13 protein-coding genes are annotated in these 13,057 nt (G+C 67.6%); 6 read left to right on the top strand and 7 right to left on the bottom strand.

Going from position 1 to position 13,057, the window contains the following annotated elements; translation table 11 throughout:
• Positions 1-24 precede the first annotated feature (24 nt).
• A complete protein-coding gene (locus tag BST42_RS16690) occupies positions 25-717 on the top strand; it encodes an NUDIX hydrolase (RefSeq protein WP_083120428.1) in 693 nt (230 codons plus the stop codon).
• A 43-nt stretch (positions 718-760) separates the two neighbouring features.
• The gene (locus BST42_RS16685) at positions 761-2,095 is read left to right on the top strand and encodes a lipase family protein (protein WP_083120427.1); all 1,335 of its coding nucleotides are present in this window, start codon (positions 761-763) and stop codon (positions 2,093-2,095) included.
• A gap of 10 nt (positions 2,096-2,105) precedes the next feature.
• On the opposite strand, the gene BST42_RS16680 is transcribed toward BST42_RS16685, so the two are convergent.
• Genes BST42_RS16680 through bioB form a run of 3 tightly spaced genes read right to left on the bottom strand, consistent with a single transcriptional unit; the run spans position 2,106 to position 3,945 of the window.
• Positions 2,106-2,696, bottom strand: coding sequence for a DUF2567 domain-containing protein (locus BST42_RS16680; protein ID WP_237159471.1), 591 nt, complete (start codon positions 2,694-2,696; stop codon positions 2,106-2,108).
• Entirely contained in the window at positions 2,693-2,920 is a 228-nt protein-coding gene (gene bsaP / locus BST42_RS16675) for a biotin synthase auxiliary protein BsaP (protein WP_083120524.1), read from the bottom strand. The genes BST42_RS16680 and bsaP overlap by 4 nt, the downstream gene beginning before the upstream one ends.
• 5 nt (positions 2,921-2,925) lie before the next feature.
• Positions 2,926-3,945, bottom strand: a complete 1,020-nt coding sequence (gene bioB, locus BST42_RS16670) for a biotin synthase BioB (RefSeq protein ID WP_083120425.1) — start codon at positions 3,943-3,945, stop codon at positions 2,926-2,928.
• 44 nt (positions 3,946-3,989) lie between these two features.
• Between bioB and BST42_RS16665 the strand changes: the two genes are divergently transcribed.
• Together BST42_RS16665 and BST42_RS16660 are read left to right on the top strand one after the other, a co-directional pair.
• Positions 3,990-4,568, top strand: coding sequence for a TetR family transcriptional regulator (locus BST42_RS16665; RefSeq protein WP_083120424.1), 579 nt, complete (start codon positions 3,990-3,992; stop codon positions 4,566-4,568).
• Complete coding sequence (locus BST42_RS16660) at positions 4,565-4,900, top strand: MmcQ/YjbR family DNA-binding protein (RefSeq protein WP_083120423.1); 336 nt, start codon at positions 4,565-4,567, stop codon at positions 4,898-4,900. The genes BST42_RS16665 and BST42_RS16660 overlap by 4 nt, the downstream gene beginning before the upstream one ends.
• On the opposite strand, the gene BST42_RS16655 is transcribed toward BST42_RS16660, so the two are convergent.
• From BST42_RS16655 to BST42_RS16640, 4 genes are read right to left on the bottom strand one after another with little or no spacing between them, the layout of a single operon-like run.
• On the bottom strand, positions 4,893-5,417 hold the full coding sequence (locus BST42_RS16655) for a 2'-5' RNA ligase family protein (protein ID WP_083120422.1): 525 nt from the start codon (positions 5,415-5,417) through the stop codon (positions 4,893-4,895). The genes BST42_RS16660 and BST42_RS16655 overlap by 8 nt on opposite strands.
• A gap of 1 nt (position 5,418) precedes the next feature.
• A complete protein-coding gene (gene bioD / locus BST42_RS16650) occupies positions 5,419-6,096 on the bottom strand; it encodes a dethiobiotin synthase (protein ID WP_083120421.1) in 678 nt (225 codons plus the stop codon).
• Positions 6,093-7,241: an 8-amino-7-oxononanoate synthase gene (locus BST42_RS16645; RefSeq protein WP_083120523.1), complete on the bottom strand. Its 1,149-nt coding sequence runs from the start codon at positions 7,239-7,241 to the stop codon at positions 6,093-6,095. The genes bioD and BST42_RS16645 overlap by 4 nt, the downstream gene beginning before the upstream one ends.
• Before the next feature lie 31 nt (positions 7,242-7,272).
• Positions 7,273-8,565 (bottom strand): adenosylmethionine--8-amino-7-oxononanoate transaminase, encoded by a 1,293-nt coding sequence (locus BST42_RS16640; protein ID WP_083120420.1) that lies wholly within the window; start codon positions 8,563-8,565, stop codon positions 7,273-7,275.
• Positions 8,566-8,692: 127 nt separating this feature from the next.
• Between BST42_RS16640 and sucT the strand changes: the two genes are divergently transcribed.
• Together sucT and glgX are read left to right on the top strand one after the other, a co-directional pair.
• Positions 8,693-10,867 (top strand): acetyltransferase SucT, encoded by a 2,175-nt coding sequence (sucT, locus tag BST42_RS16635; RefSeq protein WP_083120419.1) that lies wholly within the window; start codon positions 8,693-8,695, stop codon positions 10,865-10,867.
• Between the two features lie 41 nt (positions 10,868-10,908).
• Positions 10,909-13,053, top strand: coding sequence for a glycogen debranching protein GlgX (gene glgX / locus BST42_RS16630; protein ID WP_083120418.1), 2,145 nt, complete (start codon positions 10,909-10,911; stop codon positions 13,051-13,053).
• The last annotated feature ends 4 nt before the right edge of the window (positions 13,054-13,057 follow it).

The following is a 13,057-nucleotide window of genomic DNA, read 5'->3' as shown; positions in this document are numbered from 1 at the left end:
GGTTTTCGACTTATAATCGAAAACGTGCCTCATACTAGCACCGAACACGAAGTACTCGCCGTCGTATTCCAGGTTGGCGACGTCCAGTCGCGTACACCCGCCCTTAACGTGCTGTTATGGCAGCGCGGCCTGGACCCTGAGCGGGGTAAGTGGTCCCTGCCCGGCGGCAGGCTGCGCGCCGACGAAGACCTGACCAGTTCGGTGCGCCGCCAACTGGCCGAGAAGGTCGACGTCCGCGAGATCGCCCACCTCGAACAGCTCGCGGTCTTCTCCGACCCGGGCCGCGTGCCCGGTGTTCGCACGATCGCCTCTACATTCCTCGGGCTGGTGCCCTCCGTCGCCACCCCCGAACTGCCGCCGGACACCCGATGGCATCCGGTCAGCTCCCTGCCGGAGATGGCCTTCGACCACGCCCCCATGGTGGAGTACGCCCGAACCAGGCTGGTCGCGAAGCTGTCCTACACCAATATCGGATTCGCCTTGACACCAAGGGAATTCGCGCTCTCGACGTTGCGTGACATCTACGGCGCCGCCCTCGGCTACCAGGTCGACGCCACCAATCTGCAGCGAGTGCTCGCGCGCCGCGGCGTCATCACACCGACCGGGACGACGGCCCATCCGGGCCGCAGCGGCGGCCGCCCCGCGGCGCTCTACCGCTTCACCGACTCGCATTTGAGGGTGACCGACGAGTTTGCCGCATTACGGCCACCCGGGTGAGTCGGCTGGCTTCTTAGACCCTTCTTAAGGTAGAAAGGGTGGGATGCATCCGGTGAGCACCGGGGCGCCGAGCCCCGAATGGATCGGCCGCGCCCCGCACGAGGAACTCGAGCGTGGCGCGCATCCGCTGCTTCCGGACACCGATCCGTTCTACGAGCCGCCCGCCGGTTTCGAACATGCCGAGCCGGGCACCGTGCTGCGCTCCCGCGACGTCCAGCTCGGTTTTCTCGGACTGATCCCGCAGCGGGTGCGCTCCACCCAGCTGCTGTACCGCAGCACTGACCACAACGGGCTACCGCAGGCCACCGTCACCACGGTGCTCATCCCGACCGGCCATACCCCCGACCAGGTCCGCAACATCGTCTCGTATCAGTGCGCCATCGACGCGGTGGCGTCGCGCTGCTTCCCCTCCTATGCCATGCGCAGGCACGCCAAAGCCGTCGGCTCACTGCCGCAGCTGGAATACCTGCTCGTCGCGGCCGCACTCGCCGAGGGCTGGGTGGTCTCGGTCCCCGACCACGAAGGTCCGGCCGGCATCTGGGGCGCCCCCTACGAACCCGGCTATGCCGTCCTGGACGGACTGCGGGCAGCGCTCGGGTTCGAGGCGTTCGGCCTCGCCGCGGACAGTCAGGTCGGGTTGTGGGGCTACTCCGGGGGCGGCCTTGCCACCGCGTGGGCTGCCGAGGTGCACCAGGACTACGCCCCCGAACTGAACATCGTCGGCGCCGTCCTGGGTTCGCCCGTCGGCGATCTGGGCCACACGTTCCGCCGGCTCAACGGCTCCTACCTTGCCGCGCTGCCCGCGCTCGTGGTGGCCGCGCTGGCCAAGACCTATCCCGATCTGAACCGGGTGATCGAGCAGAACGCCACCGAGGACGGGCTGGCCCTGCTGCGCCGCCTGGAGAACATGACGACCGCCGAGGCCGTCATCCGGTTGTTCCGCACCGACTTCGACGACCTGGTGCACCCGCCGCTGGAAGAGATCCTGGCGACGCCGGAAGTTCAGTACGTCTTCGACAACATCAAGCTCGGCAAAGCTGTGCCCGACCTCCCGGTGCTGATCGTGCAGGCCGTCCACGACTCGGTGATCGACGTCGACGACATCGACGATCTGGTGCACACCTACTCCGCGGGCGGGGCGCGGGTGACCTACCACCGCGACATGTTCAGCGAGCACATGCTGCTGCACCCGATGTCGGCACCGATGACACTGCGCTGGTTGACCGACCGGTTCGCGCAGCGCCCGATCGACGAGCACATCGTGCGGACGAAGTGGCCGACGCTGCTCAATCCGATGACCTACGCGGGCATGTGGCGCCTGGGCGGGATCGTCGCGCGCGTGGTCTCCGGCGGCCGGGTTCCGTTCCGTCCGCTTTAAGGGCCCAGCTTTAAACCGGCGCGCGTTCCATCGGCGGCACGGCACCGAGGTCGTCACGCGGGGTGGCCACCGCCATCAAGGCGTACGTCAGCGCAGCGATCGCGGCCGGGAACAGCAGCGTCGTCGCGATCTGTAGTGGGCCGTGCGCGAAGAACACCGGCGGCGCCTCGGAGTAGTAGAAGATCCGGTTTTCCGGGGTGACCGGAGCCGTGTCGAACGGCACCGGCCCGTAATGCCAGCGCACCAGCAGCGCGCCGACGCCCGCGGCCGCACCGGCGGCGGCAATCGAGCCCACCCACAGCGCCGTCGCCAGCAGCGGGCCACGGTGGGCCCGCCACTGCCACACCAGTACCGCCGCCACGATCGCCATCGACGTCAGCAACCCGATGAGCAACGCCGCCGCCACGAACAGATGATCGGATTCGCTGCCAAGGTAGGTCTGCACCCGCTGACCCGAGCGGGTCAACGCCACCACGCCATGCGCAGACGGCGCCAGCACCGACCACACCGCGCCGATCACCGCGCCTGCCACGGTCAACCCGATGAACACCACGACCGCGGCGCGGCGCCGGGAAAAGCGTTGCTGTGGTTCGAGATTCACCGCTGGTCCTCCAGATCGTGTGAGTCGACCCGACCATGCCGCGAGCATTTGGCCCACCAGCCGTCCGGGCGCACCTGGACCACCATCCGGCGGCCACACTCCGCGCAGAAGCGTGGCGGTTCGAGTCCGAGCTGTGCAGCGGTGGGCACCACGCTGCCTGCGGGCTGGCCGGTGTAGACGTTGTAGACCCCGGCACTCACCGGTGCGGGCAGCTGTCCGACCATCGCCACTACAGGCTGGCGTTCAGAGCCTTGATCGGCATCTGCAGATCTTCGAGCAACTCGAGATCGGCCTCAGCCGGGCGACCCAGCGTGGTCAGGTAGTTTCCGACGATGACGGCGTTGATGCCGCCGAGGATGCCCTGCTTGGCGCCGAGGTCGCCGAGCGTGATCTCCCGGCCACCGGCGAACCGGAGCATCGTGCGCGGCAGCGCCAGGCGGAACGCGGCGACAGCTTTGAGGGCCTCGGACGCCGGCAACACCTCGAGGTCGCCGAACGGGGTGCCGGGCCGCGGGTTCAGGAAGTTCAGCGGCACCTCGTGCGGATCGAGTTCGGCGAGGTTCGCGGCGAACTCGGCGCGCTGCTCGAGCGTCTCCCCCATGCCGAGGATGCCGCCGCAGCACACCTCCATGCCGGCCTCGCGCACCATCTCCAGCGTTCCCCACCGCTCCTCCCACGAGTGGGTGGTCACGACGTTCGGGAAGTAGGACTGCGCGGTCTCCAGGTTGTGGTTGTAGCGGTGGACGCCCATCTCCTTGAGGCGATCCACCTGCTCCTGGGTGAGCATCCCCAGCGAGCAGGCGATCTGGATGTCGACCTCGTTGCGAATCGCCTCGATGCCCGCGGCCACCTGGGCCAGCAGCCGCTCGTCGGGTCCGCGTACGGCGGCCACGATGCAGAACTCGGTGGCGCCGGACTTGGCGGTCTGCTTGGCGGCCTCGACCAGGCTCGGAATGTCCAGCCAGGCACTGCGCACCGGTGAGGCGAACAGGCCGGACTGCGAGCAGAAGTGGCAATCCTCGGGGCAGCCACCGGTTTTCAGGCTGATGATGCCCTCGACCTCGACCTCGGGCCCGCACCACTTCATCCGGACCTCGTGGGCCAGAGCCAGGAGTTCTTCGAGGTGATCGTCGGACAGCTGCAAGACCTCGAGCACCTGATCGCGGGACAGACCCTCGCCGCGCTCGAGCACCTGCTCGCGCGCCAGTGCCAATACGTCCACCGCTGCCTGCGTCACCGGCCACTCCATCCTGCGTTCGCCAACTTGAACAGTGTTCAGGCTAGGCTACGCGTGTGCAGCTCCACAAACGCGACGTGGTCGACGCGGCGACGACACTGCTGGACAACTACGGCATGGCCGACCTGTCCATGCGGCGGCTGGCCCGCGAGCTCGCGGTGTCCCCCGGCGCGTTGTACTGGCATTTCGCCAACAAGCAGCAACTGCTCGGCGCGGTGGCTGACCGAATCCTGCGAACCGTCCACGACGTACCTGCGGAGTGGCGCGTCCGGGTCGAGGCGATCTGCGATCAGTTGCGGGACGCCCTGCTGTCCCACACCGACGGAGCCGAGCTGGTGTCTGCCAGTTTCGCCGCGGGCCAGTCAGAAGCAATGACGCAGATCCTTGACTGGCTGGCCGATGCGGCGATCGCCGCGGGTGTCGATACCGGGCACTCCGTGACCGCAGGACGCACCGTCCTCTACTACGTACTGGGCTTCACGGCGGACGAGCAATCGCGTCTGCAGTGGGACGCCGCCGGTGCCGACCTCCCCGAGGATCAATCCGTGCTCGGTGCCGACCCCAGCCGCAGGTTCGGTTTCGGGGTTCAGCTGCTTGTCGACGGCATCGCGGCGCGGCGCGGCCTGCCGGTGTGATCACCGTCGACCAGGTGCGTCCGATCGCACTTGCGCTGCCGAGGGCCTACGAGACCGTGGTCCGCGACCGGATCACGTTCCGGGCCGGCAGGCTGGTCTTCCTCGCGTTCTCCCGCGACGAGACCGTGATGGGGGTCGGGTTCCCGAAGGAGGAGCGTGCGGCGATGGTCGCCGCCGAGCCGGACAAGTTCGCACCGCCCCGCACCTCGGACATGCGCTACAACTGGATCCACGTGCGCCTCGATGCGGTCGACCTCGACGAGGTGCGCGAGCTGGTGATCGAAGGCTGGAGGATGTGCGTTCCCAAAAGCGTTGCAGCGCAGATCAACTGATCAGTAAATGGTCTGTTCGCGCATCGCTGTCCCAACGCCGGAGTCCGACGATGCCGGCTCGGATGTCGGCCGTGATCCCGTCGACCGCTCCGAAGGCGTCGCCCGCTTGAGCCGGGCTGAACCGGCGCCCCAGCGTGACGTGCGGGGTCCAGCGGCCCGGGGCGCTGTGCGCGAAGACGTTGGTCACCCATGGCAAGCACATGTCGTAGATGTGTTCGTGCAGAGCCAACAGTCCAGCGGAGGGGACCACCAACCGGGCCAGCGTCATGCGCCCGACGCCGAAGACCAGCGGTGCGCCCAGAACAGCCCGAAGCGGAAAGCGGTCCGCCAGTTCCGCCAGCCGCTCGTCCACATCGGGCGAGATCCGCTCGGCGGCGATCAGCGTGATGTGCGGGCGATTGGTCTCGGAGGTGACCCGCAGCTGACTGGGCAGACCGGCATCGGCCAGCGCCTGCCAGGTGTGCCGCACGGCATCATCGGCACGCTGGTCGAGCAGCAGCTCAATCGAGTGCGCCATCTCAGATCAGGCCGGTGACCCAGTCCGGGTCGAACGCCCGAGCGCTGAACAATGCGAAGTCATTCGGCGACACCGCGGCCACTCCCGCCGGCAGCGCGGCGCGGACCGGAGCCAGCTTGGCCAGCGCCTCACGATTGGACTTCTCCGCAGGCCCGGGCTGGGCAGGCCAGGCTCCAATCACCAGACCGGCGCACGGAAGCCCTTTTGCGCCAAGCCCTTCCAACGTCAAGGCGGTGTGGTTCAGCGTGCCCAGACCTGGTTCGACCACGACCAGCACCGGCGCGGCCAATTCGACCGCGAGATCGCGCAGCGTCGCGCCGTCGGCGGTCAGTTCCACGAGCAAGCCACCGGCCCCCTCGACCAGGGTCAGCCGGCCGGGCCGGTCGACATCGCGGATGACGCTCAGCAGCTCACCGGCGGTCGGCAGCGGCAGACCCGCGATTTCGGCCGCGGCCGCCGGCGCCAGCGGATCCGGATAGCGGGCTGCGCCGAACAGTTCGGTGACGCCGGAGAGCCTGCCGACTTCGGCGAGGTCGTCGTCGCCGTCGGCGGTGCCGGTCTGCACCGGCTTACACACCGCGACGTCATGCTCGGCGACCCGGGCGTGGCAGGCCAGCGCCGCGGTCACGACGGTTTTCCCCACCCCGGTCCCGGTGCCGGTGACGACCAGCACGCTCATCGGGGCTGCGCCGCCAATACCGAGGTCAAGACGTCGCGCGCGGTGCCCATCTCGTCGCCGGTCAACGATGCCCGCGCCGTCAGCCGCAGCCGCGAGGTGCCCGCCGGAACCGTCGGCGGCCGGAAACACCCGACCCGCACCCCGGCCTGCAGACAGGCGCTCGCCGCGGCCACCGCGATCTCCGGGTCTCCGAGAATGACTGACACGACCGCAGATTCGGGGTTTTCGGGAACATCGCAGATCTCGGCCAACTCCCGGGCCCGGTCGATCACAGCCGTAGCCCGCTGCGGTTCGGCGGCCAGCACGGTCAGTGCGGCCAGCGCGGCGCCGACCGGCGCCGGGGCCAGTCCGGTGTCGAAGATCATCGTGCGCGCGGCGTCGATCAGATGGTCGCGCACGGCGGCAGGGCCGAGCACCGCCCCGCCCTGGCTGCCCAGTGACTTCGACATGGTCGTCGTCATGATCACGTCGGGCGCCCCGGCCAATCCGGCCTCGTGGATCAGGCCACGTCCGCCGGCGCCGCGGACACCGAGGCCGTGGGCCTCGTCGACCAGCAACAGCGCCCCGTGTTTACGGCACACCTCGTGCAACCTGCGCAGCGGCGCGAGCGCACCGTCAGTGCTGAACACCGATTCGGTGATGACCAGCGCCCGCTCCTCGGCGCGCCCGGCCAGCGCTGCCTCGACCGCGTCGACATCGAGGTGCGGCGCGACGACGACCCGTGCCCGCGACAGCCGGCAGGCGTCGACCAGCGAGGCATGCGACAGTGCGTCGGACACGATCAGCGAGCCCGGGCCGGACAACGCCACGGTGGCACCTATGTTGGCGGTGTATCCCGAGGAGAACACCAGCGCGGCCTCGGCGCCGACGAAATCAGCCAGAGCGCGTTCGAATTCCTCGTGCAGTTCGGTGTTTCCGGTGACCAGCCGCGAGCCGGTCGATCCCGCGCCCCAGGTGCGCAACGCGGCCACCCCACCGTCGATGACCGCGGGATGCTGGGACAGCCCCAGATAGTCGTTGGAAGCCAGGTCCAGTTCGGTGGCCACCGCGGGCCGGGTTCGCAGCGCTCGGCGCAGGCCGGCGTCCCGGCGCTGCTGCTCGACGGTGTCGAGCCAGGCCAGGGGGGAAAGACCGACGCGGGTCACAGGCACTCCTTGAACGCTACTTGAACACCGTTCAGGTTAAAGCACGGGCCACGGCGACCATCGCCGAGGTGATCTGATCCACCTCGTCCGATGTGCAGATGAACGGCGGCATCGCGTAGATCAGGTTGCGGAACGGCCGCAGCCAGACGCCGTTGTCCAGGGCGACCGGGGTGGCGACGGTCAGGTCGACCGGCTGCCGCGTCTCGATCACACCGATCGCACCGAGCACCCGGACGTCGGCCACCGAGGGCAGCGCGCGCGCCGGCTCCAGCCCCGTGGCGAGCCCGGCGCCGATCTCGGCGACCCGGCCACGCCAGTCCTGGGCGAGCAACAATTCGACCGACGCCACCGACACCGCACAGGCCAGGGCATTGGCCATGAACGTCGGGCCGTGCATCAACGCACCGGCATCGCTGCCACTGATCGTGCGGGCGATGTCCAGCGTGCACAGGGTGGCCGCCAGCGTGACGTAACCGCCGGTGAGCGCCTTGCCGACGCACATGATGTCCGGACTGACCCCGGCATGGTCGGCCGCGAACAGCTCGCCGGTGCGCCCGAACCCGGTGGCGATCTCGTCGAAGATCAGCAGCACTCCGGCGCGGTCGCACAGCGCGCGCAGGTCCGTCAGGTAGCGCGGGTCGTGGAATCGCATGCCACCGGCACCCTGCACCACCGGCTCGATGATCACGGCGGCCACCTCATCGGCATGCGCGAGCAGCTGTTCTCCGAACGCCGCGACGTAGGCCGGGTCGTAGGCACCCGGCACCGGGGGCGCGAACACCTGCGGGGACAGCACGTCGCTCCACAGCGAATGCATGCCACCATCGGGGTCGCAGACGCTCATCGGGGTGAAGGTGTCGCCGTGATATCCGCCACGCCACGTCATCAGCCTGGACTTGCCGAAGCGGCCCGCGCTGCGCCAGTACTGCAGCGCCATCTTGACCGCGACCTCCACGGCCACCGAGCCGGAGTCGGAGAAGAAGACGGTCTCCAGCCCGGGCGGCGTGATGTCGACCAGCAGCTGCGCCAGACGCGCGGCGGGCTCGTGGGTCAACCCGCCGAACATGACGTGATTCATCGTCGACAACTGGCGGCTCAGTGCCGCGTCGAGCACCGGGTGGCCGTGCCCGTGCACTGCCGTCCACCAGGACGCCATCGCATCGAGCACCCGGATCTCGGTGTCGTCGCGAACCAGGGTCAGCCACGCCCCCTCGGCGCGGGTGGCCACCACGGGCGCGATGGCCTCGGCGCCGATCGTGCTGTACGGGTGCCAGATGTGCGCGGCGTCGATCTCGCTGATCTGCTGCGGAGTCAGGGCCGACACGCTGAGTGAGCCTAGCCGAGACGGGATCCGGCACCCGAACGCGTTTGCTCAACGGATTCCGTAGCTTCGACGCGCCGTTCGCTGCGGATGAGAAGAATAGCGGGGTTGGGTAGATTGAGCTCCGATCATGTTCACCCTCAGCCCGCCCCGCCCGTCAGCAGTGACGCCGGCGGCCTCCCCTCCCGGCGTGGCGATGGGATCACGGAAATCGGGCTTCTACCGTCACGATCTGGACGGTCTGCGGGGGTTGGCCATCGCGCTGGTCGCGGTGTTCCACGTGTGGTTCGGGCGGGTCTCGGGTGGGGTGGACGTCTTCCTGGTGCTCTCCGGATTCTTCTTCGGCGGTTCCCTGTTACGCACCGCGCTGAATCCCGACTCTTCGCTGTCGCCCTGGCCGGAGATCCGCCGACTTGTCCGAAGGCTGCTGCCCGCCCTGGTCGTGGTGCTTGCCGCGGGCGCCGTTTTGACCGTCCTCATCCAGCCCCAGACCCGCTGGGAGACCTTTGCTGACCAGAGCCTGGCGAGCCTGGGCTACTACCAGAACTGGGAGCTGTCAGCGACCGAGTCGAACTACCTGCGGGCCGGTGAGGCGGTCAGCCCGCTGCAGCACATCTGGTCGATGTCTGTTCAGGGCCAGTTCTACCTTTCGTTCCTTGTCCTTATTTTCGCGTTTGCATATTTGCTGAGGCGTCGGCTGGGCAGGCGGTTGCGGCCAACGTTCGTCGGTTTGCTGGCTGCCCTCACCATCGCGTCATTCAGCTTTGCCACCGTGCTGCACGTCAACGACCAGACAGCCGCGTACTACAACAGCTTCGCCCGCGCCTGGGAGCTGCTGCTGGGTGTCCTCATCGGCGCGGCGGTGCCGTACATCCGCTGGCCGATGTGGTTGCGGACGGTGGCCGCGACGGTCGGCCTGGCCGCGATCGTGTCGTGCGGTGCACTTATCGACGGTGTCCGCGAGTTCCCCGGCCCATGGGCGCTGGTGCCGGTCGGCGCGACCGTGCTGATGATTCTGGCGGCGGCGAACCGCCAGGCGCGGCCGTCGACGAGCGACCGCCTGCCGCTGCCCAACCGGCTGTTGTCGGCCGCGCCGCTGATGACCCTCGGCGCGATGGCCTACTCGCTATACCTGTGGCACTGGCCGCTGCTGATCTTCTGGCTCGCCTACACCGACGGCAGCCGGGCCGGCTTCGTCGACGGCGCCGTCATCCTGGCGATCTCCGGCGTGCTGGCCTACCTGACCATGCGATTCGTCGAGGAGCCGCTGCGGTTCCGGCGCAGCGCCGCGGAACAGGTGACGCCGCAGCCCACAATCCCGTGGCGCACCCGCCTGCGCCGGCCCACGATCGCGCTGGGCACCACAGTGGGGCTACTCGGGGTGGCGCTGACGGCGACGTCGTTCACGTGGCGCGAGCACGTCTTCGTCCAGCGCTCGCACGGCAAGGAACTGGTGATGCTCTCGACCGCGGGTTACCCGGGAGCGCGGGCGTTGACCGAACACGCCCGGGTGCCGAAGCTGCCCATGCGACCCACCGTGCTCGAGGCCAAGAACGACCTGCCCGAATCCACCAACGACGGCTGTATCAGCGATTTCGACAATGTCGGGGTGATCAACTGCACCTACGGCGACCTGTCGGCGACCCGAACGATCGCCTTGGCGGGCGGTTCGCATGCCGAACACTGGATCACCGCGTTGGATGCGCTGGCCAAGATGCACCACTTCAAGATCGTGACCTACCTGAAGATGGGCTGTCCGCTGACCACCGAGCAGGAACCGCTGGTGATGGGCGACAACCGGCCGTACCCGAACTGCCACGAGTGGAACGAACGGGTGATGTCCAAGCTGATCAGCGACCGCCCGAGCTTCGTGTTCACCACGTCGACCCGACCGTGGAACATCAAGCCGGGCGATGTTATGCCCGCGACCTACATCGGGATCTGGCAAACCTTGTCGGACAACAACATTCCCATCCTGGCGATGCGTGACACCCCGTGGCTGGTGCGCAACGGCGAACCGTTCTTCCCGACCGACTGCCTGGCGAAGGGCGGCGACGCGGAATCGTGCGGGATCAAGCGCTCCGAGGTCCTCTCCGATCGCAATCAGACGTTGGATTTCCTGGCTCAGTTCCCGCAGATGCGGGTCCTCGACCTCAGCGACGCGGTGTGCCGTCCGGACGTGTGCCGCGCCGTCGAGGGAAATGTGCTGATCTACCACGATTCTCATCACATCTCCGCGACGTACATGCGCACGTTGATTCCGGAACTGGGCAGGCAGCTGGGGGCCGCCACCCGGTGGTGGTGACAACTTGCGCATCACGCGCGCCACGTCGATAAGGTCTAACGATGGCATCGAGCGAACCCGCGCTGGTCACCAGGTGGCCGGGTACCCCGTACCCGCTCGGGGCCACCTATGACGGGGCCGGCACGAATTTTTCGGTGTTCTCCGAGGTGGCCGACGCCGTCGAGCTCTGCCTGATCGCCAAAGACGGCACCGAAACCCGCATCAATCTGGACGAGGTCGACGGGTTCGTCTGGCACACCTACCTGCCGACAATCACCCCGGGACAACGCTACGGCTTCCGGGTGCACGGCCCGTGGGACCCGGCGGCCGGCCACCGCTGCGATCCCAGCAAGCTCCTGCTCGACCCGTACGGCAAGTCATTCCACGGCGACTTCCAGTTCGGCCAAGCGCTGTACTCCTACGACCTCGACGCGCAGGAGCTGGCATCCGGCGGCACCCCGCCGATGATCGACTCGTTGGGCCACACCATGACCAGCGTGGTGATCAACCCGTTCTTCCAGTGGGGCTCCGACCATCCGCCGCGCACGCCGTACCACGAGACGATCATCTACGAAGCGCACGTCAAAGGGATGACCCAAACCCATCCCGGGATCCCCGACGAGCTTCGCGGCACCTATGCCGGGCTTGGCCACCCGGCCGTCATCGACCACCTCAAGAGCCTGAACGTCACGGCCATCGAGTTGATGCCGGTACACCAGTTCATGCACGATCACCGCCTGCTGGATCTCGGACTGCGAAACTACTGGGGCTACAACACTTTCGGATTCTTCGCACCGCACTACCAGTACTCGTCCACGCAGCACGCCGGCGGCGCCGTGGCCGAGTTCAAAACCATGGTTCGCTCGTTCCACGACGCCGGCATCGAGGTGATCCTCGACGTGGTCTACAACCACACCGCAGAGGGCAATCACCTGGGTCCGACGATCAATTTCCGCGGTATCGACAATGCCGCGTACTACCGCCTGCTCGACGACGACAAACGGTTCTACAAGGATTTCACCGGCACCGGCAACAGTCTCAACGCCCGCCACCCGCACACCCTGCAGCTGATCATGGACTCGCTGCGGTACTGGGTGCTCGAGATGCACGTCGACGGATTCCGCTTCGATCTGGCCTCGACACTGGCCCGCGAGTTCTACGACGTCGACCGACTGAGCGCGTTCTTCGACCTGGTGCAACAGGATCCGGTGATCAGCCAGGTCAAGCTCATCGCCGAGCCGTGGGATGTCGGCGAGGGCGGCTATCAGGTCGGCAACTTCCCCGGTCTGTGGACCGAGTGGAACGGCAAGTACCGCGACACCGTCCGTGACTACTGGCGCGGCGAGCCCGCGACCCTCGGCGAGTTCGCCTCCCGGCTGACCGGCTCGTCGGACCTCTACGAGGCGACCGGCCGGCGGCCCAGCGCCAGCATCAACTTCGTCACCTGTCACGACGGCTTCACCCTCGCCGACCTGGTGTCCTACAACGAGAAACACAACGAGGCCAACGGCGAGGACAACCGCGACGGCGAAAGTCACAACCGGTCATGGAACTGCGGTGTGGAGGGTCCGACCGACGACCCGGCGATCACGGCACTGCGCCATCAGCAGATGCGTAACATCCTGGCCACCCTGATGCTCTCCCAAGGCACCCCGATGATCGCCCACGGCGACGAGATCGGCCGCACCCAACAGGGCAACAACAATGTCTACTGCCAGGATTCACCGCTGTCCTGGATGGACTGGACGTTCAAGGAAACCCACGCCGACATTCTGGAGTTCACCACGCGGGTGACCGCACTGCGCAAGGCGCACCCGGTCTTTCGGCGGCGCCGGTTCTTCGACGGTGAACCGCTGCGCACCGGCGACCAGGTGCGCGACATCGCCTGGCTCACCACGGCCGGCCAGGAGATGTCCCATGACGACTGGAACTCCGGCTTCAAGTTCGTGGGTGTGTTCCTCAACGGCGACGCCATCCCGGAGCCGAACGCGCGCGGCGAGCGCGTGGTCGACGATTCGTTCCTGCTGTGTTTCAACGCCCATAAAAAGGCGATCGAGTTCACCGTTCCGGACGGCGAATACGCGCAAGAGTGGAGCGCGGTCCTGGACACCTCGGAGGCCACCGGCACCACCGACGTGGTCGTGAAAGCCGGCGAAACGATAAGTGTCCCATCTCGCTCGGTTTTGGTGCTTCAAAAGACTGCCTAGCGGG

The sequence above is a fragment of the Mycolicibacterium rhodesiae genome (assembly GCF_002086695.1).
In the GTDB taxonomy this organism is placed as follows: domain Bacteria; phylum Actinomycetota; class Actinomycetes; order Mycobacteriales; family Mycobacteriaceae; genus Mycobacterium; species Mycobacterium rhodesiae.
The sequence above is the reverse complement of the archived record's forward strand: the minus strand, read 5'-3'. Positions and strand labels throughout refer to the sequence as shown.